The organism is Streptomyces sp. QH1-20, assembly GCF_041283565.1.
GTDB classification, from domain to species: domain Bacteria; phylum Actinomycetota; class Actinomycetes; order Streptomycetales; family Streptomycetaceae; genus Streptomyces; species Streptomyces syringius.
The window spans coordinates 7,816,855-7,835,483 of the sequence record NZ_CP166299.1; the positions used below are offsets into that span (position 1 = coordinate 7,816,855).

At 70.9% G+C, this 18,629-nt stretch carries 9 protein-coding genes; 1 reads left to right on the top strand and 8 read right to left on the bottom strand.

The features are described 5' to 3' along the window. Position 1: 1 nt before the first annotated feature. Positions 2-1,048, bottom strand: a complete 1,047-nt coding sequence (locus tag AB8O64_RS34345) for an iron ABC transporter substrate-binding protein (RefSeq protein ID WP_370423575.1) — start codon at positions 1,046-1,048, stop codon at positions 2-4. 295 nt (positions 1,049-1,343) lie between these two features. Between AB8O64_RS34345 and AB8O64_RS34350 the strand changes: the two genes are divergently transcribed. Continuing rightward, positions 1,344-4,001, top strand: a complete 2,658-nt coding sequence (locus AB8O64_RS34350) for an AMP-binding protein (protein WP_370423576.1) — start codon at positions 1,344-1,346, stop codon at positions 3,999-4,001. Positions 4,002-4,025: 24 nt separating this feature from the next. Here AB8O64_RS34350 and AB8O64_RS34355 read toward each other — a convergent pair whose 3' ends face one another. The 7 genes from AB8O64_RS34355 to AB8O64_RS34385 form a co-directional block, all read right to left on the bottom strand. Beyond that, a complete protein-coding gene (locus AB8O64_RS34355) occupies positions 4,026-5,369 on the bottom strand; it encodes a PP2C family protein-serine/threonine phosphatase (protein WP_370423577.1) in 1,344 nt (447 codons plus the stop codon). Between the two features lie 150 nt (positions 5,370-5,519). Continuing rightward, entirely contained in the window at positions 5,520-6,872 is a 1,353-nt protein-coding gene (ccrA, locus tag AB8O64_RS34360; RefSeq protein WP_184738108.1) for a crotonyl-CoA carboxylase/reductase, read from the bottom strand. A gap of 94 nt (positions 6,873-6,966) precedes the next feature. Continuing rightward, entirely contained in the window at positions 6,967-7,197 is a 231-nt protein-coding gene (locus AB8O64_RS34365) for an MbtH family NRPS accessory protein (RefSeq protein ID WP_370423578.1), read from the bottom strand. Next, positions 7,197-8,453, bottom strand: coding sequence for a cytochrome P450 (locus tag AB8O64_RS34370; RefSeq protein WP_370423579.1), 1,257 nt, complete (start codon positions 8,451-8,453; stop codon positions 7,197-7,199). The genes AB8O64_RS34365 and AB8O64_RS34370 overlap by 1 nt, the downstream gene beginning before the upstream one ends. A gap of 50 nt (positions 8,454-8,503) precedes the next feature. Beyond that, a complete protein-coding gene (locus AB8O64_RS34375; RefSeq protein WP_370423580.1) occupies positions 8,504-10,294 on the bottom strand; it encodes a beta-ketoacyl synthase N-terminal-like domain-containing protein in 1,791 nt (596 codons plus the stop codon). 47 nt (positions 10,295-10,341) lie between these two features. Next, positions 10,342-12,222, bottom strand: coding sequence for a non-ribosomal peptide synthetase (locus AB8O64_RS34380; protein ID WP_370423581.1), 1,881 nt, complete (start codon positions 12,220-12,222; stop codon positions 10,342-10,344). Further along, positions 12,219-18,362, bottom strand: coding sequence for an acyltransferase domain-containing protein (locus AB8O64_RS34385; RefSeq protein ID WP_370423582.1), 6,144 nt, complete (start codon positions 18,360-18,362; stop codon positions 12,219-12,221). Before AB8O64_RS34385 ends, AB8O64_RS34380 begins: the two co-directional genes overlap by 4 nt. Positions 18,363-18,629: the final 267 nt, after the last annotated feature.

Below are 18,629 nucleotides of genomic sequence, written 5' to 3' on the forward strand. Positions count from 1 at the left end.
CTCAGACCAGTCCGACGTCCTGGAGCATGGCCAGGGTGTCCCGGAGGGAGTCGAGCCTGGCGAGGTCGATCTTGGGGGAGTCGAGGGAGTCCAGCGACGGCAGGTCCTTGACGGAGCTGGTGACCCCGGCGGCCAGCGGGTACTCCTTCGTGTCCTCGGCGAAGTAGCTCTGCGCCTCCTTGGACAGCAGGAACTCGACGGCCTTGCGGGCCTGCTCGCTCTGCCCGCTTCCCTTGAGGACACCGACGCCGGCGACGTTGACCAGGGCGCCGGGGTCACCGCCGCGGGGGAAGTGCAGCTTGGCCTTGACCTTGTCCGCGCCCTTCTCCGCGACCCGCTCGTACCAGTAGTAGTGGTTGATCAGGCCGAGGGAGACCTCACCGGAGTCGACCGCGTCCAGGACGGCGATGTTGTGGGCGTAGGCCTTGGCGCCGTTGGCCTTGAGGCCCTTGAGCCAGGTGCGGGTGGCGTCGTCGCCGTCGAGGACCCGCATACCGGTCACGAAGGCCTGGAAGGAGGCGTTCGTCGGCGCGTAGCCGACCTTGCCCTTCCACTCGGGCTTGACCAGATCGCGGACGCTGCCCGGGACCTCGGGTGCCTTGTCCGGGTGGTAGGCGAGGACACGGGCGCGTCCGGAGACACCGGTCCAGTCGCCGTTCGCCGAGCGGTACGCCGGGGCGACCTTGTCCAGCGTCGCCTGGGGGAGCTTCGCCAGCCGCTTCTCCTTGGACAGGGCGCCGAGGGCCCCCGCGTCCTGGGAGAAGAACAGCGCGGCCTTCGTCCGGTCGCCCTCCTCCAGGAGCTGCGCCGAGAGTTCGGCGCTGTCCCCGTAGCGGACCTGCACCTTGGTGCCGACCGCCTTCTCCAGCTTCGCCAGCAGCGGCTTGACGAGCGCCTGCTGACGGCCGGAGTAGATCACGAGGGGCGACGTGTCGCCCTTGTCGCCGCTCTCACCCGTGCTGTCACCGCTGCCGCAGGCCGCGGCGGCGGGGAGGAGTATGGCTGCCGCGGCGAGCGCGGTGAGACGACGGACCAAGGGCCGACGCATGGTGATGCCTTCCTGCAGGAGCTCGCCTTGGTAGCTGTATGTGACATCAAGTAGGCGGGCGAGCGGCCGAAAATGGTTCACACGGGAACCCGAACTGCTTATAGATAAGGTAAAGCTAACCTAAAGGTCAAGGGGTCCGTTCATTACGACTTGGAATGACACCCGGCCGCGAAGTGTCCCTCAATTTGGATCATCACCGCTGGTCAGCCGGATGATCTTGAGGGGGTGCAACGTTCGGAACACATTTGTCTCCCGCGCTTTTCGAGGGAGGCAAGCCTTACCTACGATGCGCCTCGTGACACTCCCTTTCGGCCAGCTTCCCGGCGTCAGCACAGTCCCCTTCGCGCACGATCTCGCCACGCACGGTGACCGAACCGCCCTCATCACCCCCGACGGCGAGGTTTCCTACCGCGAACTCGCGGCCCGGGTGGCGGCCACCGCCCGCCGCCTCGGCCGGGACCGGCGGCTGGTCCTGCTCACGGGCGCCAATACCGCCGAAGCCCTCGTCTTCTACCTAGCGGCACTGACCGCGGGGCACCCGGTGCTGCTGGTCCCGGGCGACAGCGCCGAAACCGTCCGGTCACTGGTCGCCGCGTACGACCCCGACGTCGTGGTCCGCCCGGCCGACGGTGAGCAGGCGATCCACGAGCGACGGGCGGGCTCGGCACACGTGCTCCACCCCGACCTCGCCCTGCTGCTGAGCACCTCCGGCTCGACGGGCTCGCCGAAGCTCGTCCGCCTCTCCCACGAGAACCTCCGGGCGAACGCGGAGTCCATCGCCGCGTATCTCGACATCCGCGCCGGTGATCGCGCCGCCACCACCCTGCCCATGCACTACTGCTACGGCCTCTCCGTCCTCAACAGCCACCTGCTGCGCGGCGCGGGACTGATCCTCACCGACCTCTCCGTGGCCGACCCCCGCTTCTGGGACCTCTTCCGCGCCCACCGGGGCTCGACGTTCGCGGGCGTCCCCTACACCTTCGACCTCCTCGACCGGGTCGGCTTCGCCGCCATGCGCCTGCCGCACCTGCGGTACATCACCCAGGCCGGGGGCCGGCTGGCGCCCGAGCGCGTCACCCACTACGCGGCCCTCGGCCGCCGGGCCGGCTGGGACCTGTTCGTCATGTACGGACAGACCGAGGCGACGGCCCGCATGGCCTATCTGCCACCCGAACTCGCGGCGGCACACCCCCAGGCGATCGGCGTCCCGGTCCCGGGCGGCTCCTTCCGGCTCCGGCCCCTCTCCGACCAGGCGGCCGACCAGTCATCCGGCCAGACCTCCGATCACGCCGACCTGCCCGGTGAAGGCGTCGGCGAGCTGGTGTACTCGGGGCCCAACGTCATGCTGGGCTACGCCGAGAGCCCGGCCGACCTCCGTCTGGGCCGGAGCGTCCGGGAACTGCGCACCGGAGACCTCGCCCGGCGCACGGACGACGGGCTGTACGAGGTGGTCGGCCGCAGCAGCCGATTCGTGAAGATCCTCGGCCTGCGCGTCGACCCGCAGCGGGTCGAGGCGATGCTCGAACGGCACGGTGTCACCGCGTACTGCACGGGCGACGACGAGGAACTGGTCGTCGCCGTCGCCGACGACGTGGACACCGGGCAGGTCCGGCGGCTGGCCGCGGGTGCGTGCGGGCTGCCGGTACGGGCCGTACGCGTCTGCGTCCTCGCCGAACTGCCCCGGCTCGCCTCGGGCAAGCCCGACTACCGGACCGTACGGGAACGCACCCGCCGCCCCGAGGACCTCCCCGCCGCGACGACGGCCTCCCCGCCGGCGCAGCCGCCGACGGACGCGGAGCGGACCGACCCGGCGGCCCTGTGCCGGCTCTACGCCGAGATCCTCGACCGCGCCGAGGTGACCGAGGACAGCACGTTCGTCGGACTGGGAGGCGACTCCCTGTGCTACGTCGAGATGTCCCTCAGGCTCGAACGCCTGCTCGGACACCTCCCGGCCGACTGGCACGAGCTGACGATCCGTGAACTCTGCCGCCCCCTGCGGCGCAGGGCCACCCGCCGCCGCACCCTGGAAACCGGCGTCGCGCTGCGCGCCGTCGCGATCGTCCTCATCGTCGGTTCGCACATACCCCTGTTCATGGTCCAGGGCGGCGCGCACGTCCTGCTGGGCGTCGCGGGATTCAACTTCGCCCGCTTCCACCTCACCGCCGCCGCGCGCCGTGAGCGCCTCCGGCACACCTGGCACAGCATCGGCCGCATCGTCGCGCCCAGCGTCGCCTGGATCGCCCTGGCGGTACTCCTGACCCCCGGCTACGACCCGGAGAACCTCTTCCTCCTCAACAGCGTCCTCGGGTCGCACGAGGGCAGGCAGGAATGGCACTACTGGTTCGTCGAGGCACTCGTCTACTTCCTGATCGCCACGGTCCTCTGTCTGGCCGTGCCGGCGCTCGACCGGGCGGAGAGGCGGTGGCCGTTCACCTTCCCCGCCGTCCTCGCGGCCCTCGCGCTGGTCACCCGCTACAACCTCCTCGGCTTCGACCTGCGCGTCCGGCACCTGGCGGCGGTCGTCGTCTTCTGGCTGTTCGCCCTGGGCTGGGCCGCGGCCAAGGCGAGCACGGTGGGGCAGCGGCTGCTGGTGACCGCGGCCGTCCTGGCCACCGTGCCCGGGCTCTTCCCCGACCAGCAGCAGCGGGAGATCGTCGTCATGGCCGGGCTGACGCTGCTGGTGTGGATCCCGACCCTGCCGAGCCTGGGCCCCCTCAACCGCGTCGCCGGAGTGCTGGCGAGCAGCTCGCTGTACATCTACCTGACCCACTGGCAGGTCTACCCGCTCCTCGCGGACCGGTCCCCGCTGTCGGCCCTGGTGCTCTCCCTCGCCGTCGGCATCGGCTACGCCACGGTGGCCACCCGCGTGATGCGGCGACTGCCCGCCCTGCTCCGGCGAGGCGGCGGCGACGGACCACACGCCGCCCGCCCGGTGCCGCAACTGCACGGCTGACACCCGGCCCCGGGCCGACCCGGCTCAGTCAGCGGCGGGCGCGCGCAGGGCGAGAATGGCCATGTCGTCGTGCCCGTCGCTCGGCCGCGCCGCGACCACGGCCTCGCCCAGCGACTCCAGGGGCAGCCGGGCGTGTGCCGCCGCCACCTCCGCGACCGCCCGCAGGCCCTCCTCCGGATCACGGCCCGGGTGTTCGACCAGACCGTCGGTGAACATCAGCACCGTGGCCCCCGGGCGCAGCACATGCCGGTGGTCGTGGCGGGCGAACGTGGTGTCGACCCCGATCGGTACGTCCGGCCGCCCCTGGAGGTAGTGCGCGTCGCCGTCCGCCGTGACCACCAGCGGCGGCGGATGACCGGCGCTGCTCCACACGATCGCCCACCCGTCGTCGTGGGGTTCGAGCCGGACCAGGCACACGGTCGCCATGGTGGGTTCGGCGACGGCCTGGAGGGTGCGGTCGAGCCTGCCCAGCAGCTCGCTGGGCAGCACGCCCGAGTCGTAGGCGAGGGCGCGCAGCATATTGCGGACCTGCGCCATGGCGGCGGCCGCCCGTACGTCGTGGCCGACGACATCGCCCACGATCATCGCCCGGGCCCCGTCGGGCAGCAGGAAGGCGTCGTACCAGTCGCCCCCGATCAGGGCCGGTTCCGCCGCGGGCCGGTACAGGGACCAGGACGTGAAGGGCGCGAGCTCGGGCAGGCTCGGCAGCAGCAGCCGCTGGAACTGCTCGGCCGCCGTACGCACCTGGCCGTAGAGCCGGGCGTTCTCGATGGCCACGCCCGCCGCGCCGGCGAGCGCGATCACGACGGCCTCGTCGTCGGCGTCGAACGGCTTGCCGTCCCGGCGGTCGGTCAGATACAGGTTGCCGTAGACCCGGCCGCGCACGCCGATGGCGACCCCGAGCAGGGTGGTCATCGGGGGATGGCCCGGGGGGAAGCCCGCGGACATCGGGTGGGTGGTGATGGTGTCGACCCGCAGGGGGCGCGGATCGTTGATGAGCAGACCCAGCAGCCCCAGCCCGTGCGGGAGCGCCACCCCGGCCAGCCGTTCGTTCTCCTCCTCGTCCAGGCCCACGGGGATGAACTCGGCGAGCTCCGTCCCCTCCTCGTCGAGCACCCCCAGCGCGCCGTAGCGGGCACCCACCAGATCCATGGCGGTGGTCACGATGCGACGCAGGACGACAGGCAGCTCCAGCTCGCCGCTGATGGCGAGGACGGACCCCAGCAGCCCCCGCATCCGCTCCTGGACGCGAGCGAATTCGGCCGGCCGTTCGTCGGGCCGTGCCGGGTTCGCGTGCAGGAGCACCCGATGGCTCGGGAGCCCGTACCGTGACGTTTTCTCGTCTGCTTCCTGTTCGCCTGTCACCACTGGTCAAGGGTAATGAGTCGGTGCCCCCAGGGGGGCGGGTTGCCGTAGGTCGGGCGTGTGGGCCCGACCCGCCCGGCGCGGCGCGAGCCGTCCCCCCCGGGGCGCGCCGGGGGGACGAACCTCCCACCACGCCCCGCGGGCTCCGGGCCCTCAGGTCCCGCTGGTACGAGGGGTGAGTCCCCGCAACGGGTTGAGCCGGTCCTCCCCGATGCGCGCGCGCAGCTCGGGGTCGGTCACTCCGAGCCCGGTGCGCGGCGCCATGCACAGCACCGCGATCTTGCCGACCTGCCGGCTGGTCTGCACGACGCGGCACGCTTCCGCCGCGTCGGCCAGGGGATAGACGGCCGACATGGCCGGCACGACGTCCCCGCGCTCGAACAGCCGATGGGTCTCCCACTGTTCCTGGAGGTTGGCGGCGTGACTGCCGATGATCTTCTTGAGCCGCATCCACAGGTAGCGGTTGTCGAAGGAGTGCTGATACCCGGAGCTCGAACCGCAGGTCACCACGGTGCCGCCGCGTCGCGCCACGAACACGGAGATGCCGAAGGTGGCGCGGCCGGTGTGCTCGAACACGATGTCCGGCTCGCGGCCGGCCCGTTCGATGATGAGCTTGCCGAGCCGCTTGCCCGCCTCGATCACCTGCTGTGGGTCGTCGCTCAGGTCATTGGTGATGCCCAGCTCGGCGCGATTGATCACGATGTCGCAGCCGAGTGCGCGCACCGCTTCCGCCTTGCGCTCGGAGCTGACGACCGCCACCGGAACGCCGCCGCCGTTCTTCACGAACTGGATCGCGTACGCGCCCAGTCCGCCCGCCGCACCCCAGATCAGGACGATGTCACCCTGCTTCATCCGGGCGCCCCGGTCGCTGACGAGCATGCGGTAGGCCGTTCCGGCGCACAGCGGGTTGCTCGCGGCCTCTTCCCACGTCAGATGCGCCGGCTTGGGGACCAGCTGGCTCGCCCGTACGACGCCGTACTCGGCGAGCGCCCCGAAGTTCGTCTCGAACCCCCAGGCCCGCTGCTCCTCGCCCAGCACCGCGTCCGCCTGCGAGGCGGGCTCCTGGTCGTCCGCCTGGACGGGGTGGACCACGACGTGGTCGCCCACCTTCCAGCGTCGCACCCCGGAACCCGTGCGCACGACGACACCGGAGCAGTCCGACCCGACGACGTGGTACGGCTGGTCGTGGCGCGTGGCCCAGCCTCCTTGCCGGGCGTTCTGCTTCAGGAAGCGGAAGGTCGGCAGCGGCTCGAACATGGCCGACCACACGGTGTTGTAGTTGATGGAACTGGCCATCACCGCGACCAGGACCTCGTCCGGCGCGAGTTCCGGCAGGGGCACGGTGCCGAGGCGGAGCGATTTGCGGACGTCCTTGTCGGCCACCCCGTCGAACATGTCGACGTCCTCGGCCCGCAGATGCAGAGCCAGGTAGTCGTCGGGCAGCGGAGCGTTCTCGATCTCCTCGGCCGACGCGCCGTTCAGCACGGCATCGGACAGCTGGCTCATGCTCGTCTCCTCGTCTCCACGGAACTCTCCTCGACTCGGGCGTCCTTGCCCGCGAGGCACCTCGAGATGGTCTTGTCGACGGATGTGAACGGCACTATCGCTCGGCCCCGGCCCGCTCGACCGGCCCCAGTTCGGTCCAGTTCCGCTCGATGTGGTCCAGCGCGGCCTCCCGGCCGGCACCGGGAACGACGACGCTCCAGCCGTCGGGGAGGTCCAGGTACGGCCGCCAAAGGGCGTATGCGCCCTGGCCGTTGACGACCACCTGCCAGTCGCTGTCACCCGCCTGCGAGTCGCCGGCACCCGCGTCGAATGGATTTCCTGTCATCACTTCGCCCCGCTCAGGTTGTCGTCGCGTGCCAGTCCCGCGCGGTCCGGGTGGAACCGCACCGGCAGGCTGTGGAAGCCGTTCAGAAGGTTGGAGCGCACCCGCGGCGCCTCGCCGGTCCGCTCGAAGTCCACGGTGAAGTCCCGCAGAGCCATGAGCAGTTCGGATATCTCGATCCTGGCGAGATAGGAGCCGACACAGAAGTGGGGGCCGTAGCCGAACGCGATCTGTCTGTTGGGCGTACGCCCCAGGTCGAACACGTCAGGCTGGTCGAACACGCGCTCGTCCCGGTTGGCGGAGGAGTGCCACAGGGTCACGATCTCGTTCTTCCTGATGCGGACACCCTCGATCTCCGTGTCACGCACCGCGGTCCGGCCGAAGTGCATCGACGGGGACGCCCACCGCAGCACCTCGTCGACGGCGGTGTCGATCGCGCAGTCCCCGTCCTTGAGCCGTCGCCACTGCTCGGGATGCGCGGCGAGCGAGTACACGCTGTCGATCATGGTCAGTCGGCTGGTCTCGTCACCGCCGATGATCAGGCTGTAGCAGTTGAGGACGACGTCCTCGTCGCTCAGCGGCGCCCCGTCAACCGTGCTCTGCGCCAGCGTGCTGATCAGATCCTCGCCCGGCGCTGTGCGCCGCTCCTCCACCAGATCTTGGAAGTAGAGCAGGATCTCGTTGCGCGCCATCGCCGACTCCTCCTCGTCGATGGCGTCGTCATCGGCGCTCAGGGCGGTCTTCGTCTGGGTGAGGAGGAAGTCGCGATCGCTCTCGGGTACGCCCAGCAGATTGGAGATGGTGGTCATCGGGATGCGGCTGGCGATCTCCAGGGCGAAATCGCAGTCGCCGCGTGCCACCGCTTCCCGGACCAATTGACGGGTGTTGGCCCGCACCGCGGCCGCCACGGGTTTGAGCACCCGTGGCCCCAGGGCCCGCAGCAGGATCTTGCGCAACTGCTCGTGCCGCGGACCGTCGGTGACCGCGAGCATCTTTCCCGCTCCCGCGTCGCCGCCCTCCAACAGGGTCACGAGGACATTGCCCCGCTCCGAGGTGAAGTTCTCGTCGTCGCGGTGGACGGCCATGATGTCCGCATGGCGCGACAGCACCCAGAACCCTCGCCGCTGCCGCGTCGGCGGATTCCATCGAACGGGGCTGGTGTCCCTCAGGGTGCGCCAGAACTCGGTGAGATCGTGGTCCGCGAAGGTGGCGGGGTCGGCGAGGTCGACCGTGTCGGTGGTGACCGTTGTGGCATTCATCGCGATGCTCCGGCTGTTCGGGCGGAGGGAGAGGTCGACATGTCCGGTGGTCACCAGCTGGTGCGCCAGAAGCGCCGGCGCGCGAACGGATAGCTCGGCAGGGGCACGCGGTGGCTCGGCTCCCCCTCGTGCAGGACGGCGAAGTCCACCCGTTGGCCCCGCGCCCAGGCCTCGGCGAGCCTGAAGAGCGTCTCCTCGTCGTGGCGCGCGTCGTCGGTGGCCGGCACGAGACCGCCGTCGGTGCGCCGGAAACCGGAAAGGTCCACCTGTCGCGCCGAGCCGCTGGAAGTCACCCGGCCGCCGGTGCCGGCCGAGAGGGCCTCGAGCAGTTCACCCTTGGTGCTCACCACGGCCGCCCAGCGCCGGTCCATGATCCGGCGTCCGAGGTTGAGGCTGAAGCAGATGTCGTCGAGCCGCGCCCCGGGATGCCGGACGATCCACTCCCGCAGGGCCGCGCGCCGCTCGGCCAGCCCCCGGTCGTCGAGCGCGGAGAGCGTGACGAGCCTCGCCGCCCTGGACTCGGGCTCCCGGGCGGGCAGGGCCGGCGGTTCCTCCAGCACCAGGTGCGCGTTGTAGCCACCGCCACCGAGTGCGGTGATGCCCGCGCGCCGGATGCCGGCCTTCGGCGCCCAGTCCGCGCCTTCCAGCTGGGGTACGAAGGGGGAGTGGGGGAAGTCGAGCTCCTCGTTCACCTCCGTCAGATTGATCGTGGCGACCAGCTTCCGGTGGTAGAGGGACAGCGCTGCCTTGACGGTGCCGGACCCGCCCGCGGCCACTCCCGCGTGGCCGATGTTCCCCTTGACCGAGCCGATGGAGGTGGTGCCGGTCTCCTTGCCGAGGGCCATCTGCGCCGCACGGACCTCCAGCCCGTCGGTGATCGGCAGGCCGAAGGTGTTGGCCTCGTACAGGGACACGCTGTCCGGGGTCACGCCGCCGACGTGCATGGCGTTGGCGATGCAGGCGCTGAGCCGCTCGGGTTGGGCGAAGCCGTACGACACCGCGCTGGCGCCGTTGTTGTTGATGGCCGACCCCTTCACCGTCGCGTAGATGTGATCGCGATCGGCGACGGCCTGCCGCAGCGGTTTGAGCAGGAGCGTCGCCACACCGCTGGCGAGCCGCGTCCCCGTGCCCTTGGCGTCGAACGGACGGCAGTGGCCGTCCCGGGACGCGATGCGGCCCTCTTCCCACAGATATCCGCGGCGCTGGGGCAGCCGGACCATGACCCCGCTCGCGACGGCCATGTCCGTCTGGCCCAGCAGGAGCGACTGGCACGCGAGGTGCACCGCGTAGTGGAACCCGGTGCACACCGCCGTCAGAGTGACTGCCTCGCCCGTCAACCCGAGGTAGTAAAGGGCGTTCGAGGTCATCGTGTCCGTGAACCAGGCGTTGCTGCGGTCCATCACGTCGGGGCCGACGGAGACCCAGTCGGGTGGGGAGCTGTACTGCGCCGGAGTCATGGGATTGGCTCCCGCGTAGACGCCCACCTCGCCCCCGACGCGGTCCGGGTCGTAACCGGCGTCCTCCAGGACGTCCCAGACGCTCTCCAGGAAGATGCGGTGCTCTGGCGTCATCAGCGTCGCCACGTGGTCCGGGATGCCGAAGACCGAGGGGTCGAACTCGTCGTAGCCGTCGAGCGGCGCGCAGGCCCGTACGTATGCCGGGTTGTTGACCAGCGCCTGATCCACCTCGATCTCCTCCTTGCGGAGGAAGGTGATGGACTCCCGTCCGTCGACGAGGTTCTCCCAGAACTGCTCCTTGTCGCGCGCGCCGGGATAACGGCACGCGATACCGATGATCGCGACGTCGCCGTCGTCGTATTCCTGCTCAGGGGTTTCGTTCATCAGCCTCAAGATCTCCAATGGATCAGGATGTTCACGGTGGGGACGGCTCAGCCGCCGGACGGCCTGCCCCGGCCGCGCACGACGGAACGGCGGGCCGTGGCACGGCGCCTCGCTTCCGTGATCGCGTCGGGAGTGGCACCCTGCTCCTCGGTGTCCAGCCACCTGCCGAGCGACGCGATGTCACGGAACCGGAAGAGATCCGACACCCCGACTCGTCTGCCGAACCGCTGACTCATCCGCTTGGCCAGCCGCACCAGCAGCAGCGAGTTGCCCCCGAGGTCGTAGAACGCGTCGCGCACACCGATGGTCTGCGGCGCACGGTCGAGGATCTCGGCCCAGAGCTCGGCCAGGGCCGCCTCGGTCGGGGTGCCGGCCGCCTCCACCGCCGTCGGCGCGTCGGGCGTCGGAGGTTCCGGCAGGGCCGCCCGGTCGAGCTTGCCGTTCGGCGACACGGGGAGCGCGGCGAGGAACACCACCGTCTCGGGGACCATGTAGTCGGGCAGTGCCGCGTTCAGCCGGTCCGTGATACGGGACTGGAGGGCGGAATCCAGCCACGGGCCGCGGTCGGCGGACTCCGCACCCCGGCCGTCGTGCGGCACGACGTACGCCACCAGCGAGCCCGCGTCCGGCTGCCCGTCGGCCGTGCGCACCGAGACCGCCGCCTCCCGTACCTCGGGGCAGCCGGACAGCCACGCCTCGGCCTCCTCCAGCTCGATGCGGTACCCGCGTACCTTCACCTGGTGGTCCGCGCGCCCTACGAACTCCAGTTCGCCACCGGGCAGGAACCGGGCGATGTCACCGGTGCGGTACATGCGTTCGCCGACGAGATGCGGATCCGGTACGAAGCGTTCGGCGGTCAGCCGCGGCCGATTGAGATAGCCCCGGGCCAGCCCCGCACCGCCGAGGTACAGCTCGCCCGCCTCTCCTTCCGCCAGCGGACGCAGCTTCTCGTCCAGGACGTAGAGCCGGGCGGTGGAGGAGGGCGTGCCGATCGACGGCTCGCCGGGCTCGTCGCGTGTGACGAGCTTGAACGTGCAGAAGACGGTTCCCTCGGTGGGCCCGTACCCGTTGAAGACCCGCTCCACCTCCGTCCCGTCGTACACCCGGTTCACGAGCCGGCGGCGCACCGTCTCCCCGCCGAGGACCACCGAGCGCAGCCCGGGCGGCACTCCGCCGGCGTCGAGCAGGCTCGCCATGACGGACGGCACGGTGTTGAGGTGGGTCACCCGGTTCAGATGCGGGCTCTCCGGGAGGTGGACCGCGCTCTCCAGCAGCACCACGCCGCCGCCCCGGGAGAGCGGGGCGAAGATCTCCATGACCGCCAGGTCGAAGCAGACGGAGCTCACGGCCGCGACACCGCTCAGGTCGCACTCCGCGAAGATCCGGTCTGCCTCGGACAACATCGCCGCGCAACTGCTGTGCCGGATCGGCACTCCCTTGGGCCGGCCCGTCGAACCGGACGTGTAGATCAGATAGGCGGAGTCGCCCGGAACGGTGGCGACGGGCCGGTCCATACCGCCCGGACCGCCTGCGGTCCCGGCGGCGTCACCGAGCACGAGCACCGTGGGCCCCTGCGGGCAACGGTCCCGCGACGCGGCCGAGGTCAGCAACAGACGGGTCCCGCTGTCCTCCACCATGAAGCGCAGCCGGTCGTCCGGGTACTTGGGGTCGAGCGGCAGGTAGCAGGCGCCCGAGCGCAGGATCCCCAGGATGCCGACGAGCAGGCTCGGGGTGCGCTCGACGCAGATGCCGACGGCGACCCCGGGGCGCGCGCCCTCGGCGACCAGCCGTTCGGCCAGGAGCGCCGACTGCCGGTCGAGTTCTCCGTAGGTCAGCACCCCCGCGTCGGAGAAGACCGCCGGTGCGTCCGGGGTCTTCGCGGCGTGTTCCAAGAACCTGCCGTGAAGGGTGTCAGCAGTAGGTGTCACAGGTCCGTCTCCTCCGGCCGGTCGTCCACGGGAAGGTGCTCAAGTGCCAGGTCCGGCTGGTCGATCGCCTGGAAGAGCACGGAGCGGAAGCGCTCCAGCAGCATGGTCACGGTCTCTCTTTCCATAAAGTTCGGTTTGTACTGGACCTGGCCGACCACCTCGTCGGAGACATCAGCCATCGTGATCTCCAGGTCGAATTTCGCGATGTCCCGCCGTAGGGGAAGCGGGACGAGCGGCAGCGCCCCGGAGGGCTTCTCGGGCTCACCGACGCCGTGGAAGAGCGTGTTGGCGTAGGTGAACGCGTCGCCGGAGAGCCAGTTGACGGCGAAGTCGAACCAGGGGGGACGTCCGTCGGCCCGGGGCGGATTGAGCTCCGACACCAGCAGGTCCAGGGGGTAGTCCATGTGCCTCAGCAGGCCGAGCGAGAACGTGTGGACCTCACCGAGCAGTTGACGGAAACTGCCGGCGCCACTCGGCCGGGCACGTACCAGCACCGTGTTGAGGTAGTACCCCACCGCGGATTCCCGGCCCGCCTCACCACGCTGCGCGATGGCCGTGGCGACCACGGTGTCCTCGGTGCCGACCACCCGGTTCAGCGTCGCGAAGAAGCCCGTCAGCACGAGGGTGCTGACCGAAACGCCCTCCCGCACCGCGAAGGCCTTCAGCCGGCGCGCCTCCTCGGCGCCCCACCGGAACGTCAGGTCCTCCCCCTCGTATCCGACCCCGGGAGGCCGCTGCCCGGCCGGTGCCACGGCCCCGGCCGACCGCTGCGGCAGGTCGAGGTGGGCCGGAGGCGCGGCCAGGCGCTCCGACCACCAGTGCAGCGCCTCTTCGGCCTCCGCGCCCTGGAGCCACGCACATTCCCAATCGACGAATTCCGTGTAAGGAGCCACCGGCTCCTGGGGTGCCAGGTCCCCGTGCAACGCCCGCTCGTAGTACTCCCGCAGATCGCCTACCACGATGTCCACGGAGGCGGCATCGGCGGCGACATGATGGATGACCAGCAGCAGGTGGTTGTCCTCGGGCCCGCGGGACACCAGCACCGCCCGGAGGATGGGGCCCCGGTCGAGGTCGAGCGGTCGGTGTCCGTGCTCCACGAGCAGGTCGCGCACCGCCTCGTCGTCGAGCCCCGAGCCGTCGACCGTCAGGAACTCGTACACCGGCTCCGCCAGGATCAGCTGGTAGGGCCGTCCGCCCGTCTCGACGAAGAGGGTCCGCAGTGCGGGGTGCCGCTCCACCACCGCTCGTACGGCCCGCTCCAGGGCCCGCTCGTCCACCACGGCGGGGATGCGCGCGGCGCACATGAGGTTGTAGGCCACGCCGTCGGGCGACAGCTGCTGCATCAACCAGATCGAGCCCTGCCCGTGCCCGGTGGGCGCCAGCTCGAAGGACCGCTGCTCCAGCGCGGACCGCAGGCTCTCACGCGCCGGCACCGCGTCGGCCGGAGCGTCCAGCAGCTGCCTCGCGACGAGTTCGTCCAGCAGTTCTTCCGCGTCCTCGTCCGTCAACTGTGCGACGACGGATGTCCGGTCGTACGTCTTCGCCGGCTCCGCCGTACCGTCGCCCGCGGCTGTCCCCTCCCGCCGGTCGACGAGCTCGAGAAGATGATCGAGCAGGTCCCCTACGGTGCGGCCGTCGAGGAACTCCACCGGCGACACCCGGTGCCCGAAGAGCGTCTGCATCCTGTTGCTCAGACGGATGGCCAGCATGGAGTCCAGTCCGAAGTCCCGCAACCGGGTCTGGGGGCCGAACATCCTGGGCGGCACCCCGAGCACCTCGGCGATCTCGCCGAGGATCACGTCCCGCGGCGCCCGGCTCACGTCCGGGTCCGCCGGGGCAGGCCCGGGCCCGGGCGGCCGCGGCGCCTCGGTGGTGGTGCCGGCCTCGCCCCGGCCGTGCGGTGCCGTCCCTGTCCCCAGCCAGTAGCTGTCCTTCTGCCAGCGGACGAGCGGTGTCTCGACCACCTGCGCGCCGTCCGGGAACAGCGTCGCCGGCGACAGGGGCACGCCGTGCGCGAACAGGGAGGCCGCGGAGCCGAGCAGGCTGCGGATGTCGCTCTCGCCCCGCCGCAGGGATGCGACCACATGCACGTGGGCTCCGTGGGCCAGTGCCGTCTCCTCAACGGCGCCTCGTAGAGTTCCGTGTGGGCCGATCTCGATGAAGGTGTCGACGCCGCCCTCGACGAGCGCCGCGACCGCCGGGGCGAACCGCACGGGATTGCGGAGGTTGTGCGCCCAGTAGTCCGCGTCGACACGGGGGTCCACCACACCGTCGAGCGCCGTCGAGTGGAACGGCACCTCGAAAGGCCGGGGCGTGACGTCCTCGAGCGCCTCGCGCAGCGTCGGCAGGATCGGGTCCATCAGCACGCTGTGCCCCGCCCGCTCCACACGGATGGCACGCGTCGGTATCCCCGCGCGCCGCAGATCCTCTTCCAGGGCGCGGACCGCGTCGGGCGCGCCGGAGACGGCCACGCTGGTGGGACTGTTGTACGCCGCGACGGAAGCGCGTCCCTCGTAGCAGGCGAGGTAGGGGAGGACGTCGTCCGACAGCTCTACGGCGATCATGGCGCCCGGGCCGGACCCGTGCTGGATGAGGTGCGCGCGGGCGACGGCGATCCGGGCCCCGTCCTCCAGCGACAACGCGCCGCCCACGCAGGCCGCGGCCACCTCGCCGACGCTGTGCCCGAGGAGCGCCGCGGGCTGCACGCCGAGATCGGTCCACAGCCGCGCCAGCGCGACATGGAGGGCGAACAGCACGGGCTGCTGTATGTCCACCGCGTCCAGGCGCGACGTCTCCGGTGGCGCCACCAGCTCGTCGATCACCGACCAGCCGGCCACGGCGCGCACAGCGGTGTCGCAGGCTTCCATCCGCTCCCGGAAGCCGGGGTGCCACGTGAGCAGTTCGCGGCCCATGCGCGGCCACTGCGTCCCGCTTCCGGAGAAGACGAACGCGACCCGCCCCCCGCCGCTGCCCTCGGCCGTGCCCCGCACGATGTCGGTGTGCGGCTCGCCGGCGCTGACCCGCGCGAGCCCGTCGAGGAGGTCCTGGCGGTCACGTGCCAGGATCGCCACGCGGTGCGGGTGGTGGGTGCGCCGGTCCGCGAGGGTGTAAGCGAGATCGGGAACCCCGAGGCCGGGCTCGCGCTCGACGTGATTGGACAGTTCGCGGCAGGTGTCGAGCAGGGCTTCCGCCGAGCGGGCGGTCACCGGCACGAGGTGCACCCGCCCCGCCGGCTCGGGCGTGCGCTCGGCGTGGGTGAACGCCCCCCGCCGGCTCGGCGGGAGATGGCGGCCCCGTACCCCGCAGACGAAGGCGTCGGCGGTGACGGGAAGCCCGGCGGCGTGCAGCTCGCCCAGTGCGCAGAGCAGGCTCCAGCCGTCGTCCGTGCCGCGCTGGAGCGAGGGGAGGCAGCTGACCGGATGCCCCGCGAGGGTCTCGCGCACCGGCTTCAGCAGCACCGGGTGGGGGCCCAGTTCGATGACGGCGTCGACGCCGTGCTCCGCCATCGCCTCCACAGCACCGGTGAGTTCGCTCCGCCCTCGGACGTTCTCCACCCAGTAGTCCGGGCCGAGGAGGTCGCCGCCGGCGACCTGCTTCCCGGTGACGGTGGAGACCACGGGAATGCGCGGCTCGACCGGCTCGATCCCTTCGAGCGCGGCGCGCAACGGGGCCAGTACGGGGTCCACCAGGGGCGAGTGCGACGCGTACCCCATCCGTACCCGGTGACAGCTCACGCCGTCCGCCGCGAGCCGCTCGGCCAACGCCTGGAGCGCCGTGGTCCCGCCCGAGACCAGCACGGACGTGGGGCTGTTGTGCCCCGCCAGCGTGAGGCCTTCGGCGGCCGCGAGATACGGGGCGAGACGGTCCGCCCCGGCCATGACCACCATCGTGTCTCCGAGGCCCACGGCATGCCGCTGCACGAGCCGCGCGTGGTGCACGGCCAGCAGGGTCGCGTCCTCGAAGTCGAGGGCCCCGGCGATGTGGGCCGCGGCGAACTCGCCGATGCTCTGGCCGAGCACCAGATCGGGTTCCACGCCCAGCGAGCGCCAGGCGTCCGCGAGGGCGATCTGGAGGGCGAACAGGAGTGGTTGGACGACCTCCATGTCATCGAGCCGGGAGTGTTCCCCGTCCGCGAGCAACTGGTCGACCACGGAGAAGCCCGCCAGCTCCCTGATGCGTTCGTCCGCACGCATCAGGGACCGGCGGAACGCGGGCATCCCCGCGAGCAGTCGTCTGCCCATCCCCAGCCACTGGCCGCCGGTGCCGGAGCACAGGAAAGCCACCCGCGGCTTCCTCGCACCGCTCTCACCCACGGCCAGCCCCGGGTGGGCGCGGCCGGCGGCGAACGCGTCGAGCTGTGCACGGAGTTCGGCCCGGCTGCGGGCAGCCGCCGCGAGCCGGAACGGGCCCGTACCGCGCGTGTCGAGTGCCTGCCGGCACATGGCCGGCAGATCCGTCGTGACATCGTCCGCCAGCTCGGCGCGGAGTTCGGCGACCCGGTCGGAGAGCGCCTGCCGGGAGTCCTCGCTCAGCAGCAGGAGCGAGCTCTCCGGGTGGGGGAACTCCTCCGCGACGACGTGGCAGTTGGTGCCGCCGAAGCCGAAGGCACTGACACCCGCCCGGCGCGCGTCCGACCGTCGTGGCCATGCTGTGGTCCGGTCCTGGACCCGCAGACGGGCCTCGGAGAAGGAGATCTGCGGGTTGGGACTGCTGTAGTGCAGACTGGCCGGGAGAACGCCGTTGCGCAGGGCGAGGGCCACCTTGACGAGACCGGCGACACCCGCCGCGGGTTCGAGGTGCCCGATGTTCGTCTTCACCGACCCGATCCGCAGGGCGTCCTCGGGCGCGCGGCCACGGCCCAGCACGGTCCCGAGGGCCTTGGCCTCGATCGGGTCCCCCAAGGGGGTGCCGGTGCCGTGGCACTCCACGTAGTCCACCAGAGACGGTGAGACGCCGGCCCGCCGGTAGGCCGCGCGCAGCAGGGCTTCCTGGGCGCGGGGGTTGGGGGCGGTGAGCCCGTTGCTCAGCCCGTCGTTGTTGACCGCGCTGCCGCGGATGAGGCAGTACACGGGCAGCCCGCGCTCCAGCGCCACCCGCAGCGGCGCGAGGACGACCACGGCCGCCCCCTCGGAGCGCACAGCACCGTCGGCGCGCGCGTCGAACGCCTTGATACGGCCGTCGGACGACAGTGCCCCGGTCTGGTTCATGGCCACAAAATGGTCGGTGAAGAAGCTCAGGTTCACCCCGCCGGCGAGGGCCAGCTCGCTCTCTCCGGTCCGGATCGCCTGACAGGCGAGGTGCACCGCGACGAGGGAGGCCGAACAGGCTGTGTCGACGGCCATGCTGGGCCCCTGCAGCCCGAGGACGTAGGAGACACGGTTGGCGATGATGCTGTTGTGCATCCCCGTTGCCGTGTGGGGCCCGATGTCCTGCCGCGAACCGCTCTGGTGCGCCATCGCGGCGTAATCACTCCAACTGGAGCCCATGAAGACGCCGGTGTCGCTCCCGACGAGGCCGCCCGGTGGAACACCGGCATCCTCCAGCGCCTCCCACGCCAACTCCAGCACCAGACGCTGCTGGGGATCCATGGAGACGGCCTCACGCGGTGAGATCCCGAAGAAAAGCGGATCGAACATGTCGATGTCGTCGAGGTACCCGCCCCAGCGGAACGCGGTCGCCTCACCGTCGGGTCCCAGACGCTCCCGGCGCCGAGGGCGCACCGTGCCCACGGCGTCCCGCCCGTCCACGAGCAGTTGCCAGTACGACGACGGGTCCGCCGCTCCGGGAAGCCTGCACCCGATCCCGACGAGGGCCACCGGCTCCTGCGGACCGTACGCCCTCGTCGGATGCCGCTCCCCGTCCGCTGCGGAATCGGCGTCGTCGCGAGGGCCTCGGGCAAGGGCAAGGGACAGCCCCTCCAGCGTCGGGTGGTCCCACAGCACGGTGACCGGCACCGGCCTTGCGAGAAATTCCGACAAGGTGGCGACAAGCGCAGTGGACTTCAGTGAGTCCAGCCCGTACCGGTGAAGTGGTGCCCATCGGTCCACCTCGCCCCGCGGCACGCCCAGCAAGTCCACGAGCCGAGAAAGAAGGAAATCTCTGATCTCATGGATGCTGCGCGGATCGGATTCAGCTGACATGTCTCTTCCTCAGTACTTCTCAAGCAACGGAAGGGGGTTGGCCGAGTCGGCCGCCATCGCACGGACACGCTGCTGACCGGCGGAGATGGGCATCTTCCACATCGCCCACCCGCAACTATTCGCCAGAGCAAGCCGATCTTCAAACGCACTTTGTCGATGCAGTGGGACACTTCATGTGATGCCCGATCACAGAGGTTCGGGCGCAGGTGAAGTCACCAGGTGACAGGGAGATCGTGAACACCGTGGGAAAGGGTGCTCTCGTGGAAT

Excerpts from the sequence above, each read along its gene's own strand:
- AB8O64_RS34365 (WP_370423578.1), bottom strand. The coding sequence starts at position 7,197 with ATGACAGGAAATCCATTCGACGCGGGTGCCGGCGACTCGCAGGCGGGT.
- AB8O64_RS34370 (WP_370423579.1), bottom strand. The coding sequence starts at position 8,453 with ATGAATGCCACAACGGTCACCACCGACACGGTCGACCTCGCCGACCCC.
- AB8O64_RS34385 (WP_370423582.1), bottom strand. The coding sequence starts at position 18,362 with ATGTCAGCTGAATCCGATCCGCGCAGCATCCATGAGATCAGAGATTTC.
- AB8O64_RS34345 (WP_370423575.1), bottom strand. The coding sequence starts at position 1,048 with ATGCGTCGGCCCTTGGTCCGTCGTCTCACCGCGCTCGCCGCGGCAGCC.
- AB8O64_RS34375 (WP_370423580.1), bottom strand. The coding sequence starts at position 10,294 with ATGAACGAAACCCCTGAGCAGGAATACGACGACGGCGACGTCGCGATC.
- ccrA (WP_184738108.1), bottom strand. The coding sequence starts at position 6,872 with ATGAGCCAGCTGTCCGATGCCGTGCTGAACGGCGCGTCGGCCGAGGAG.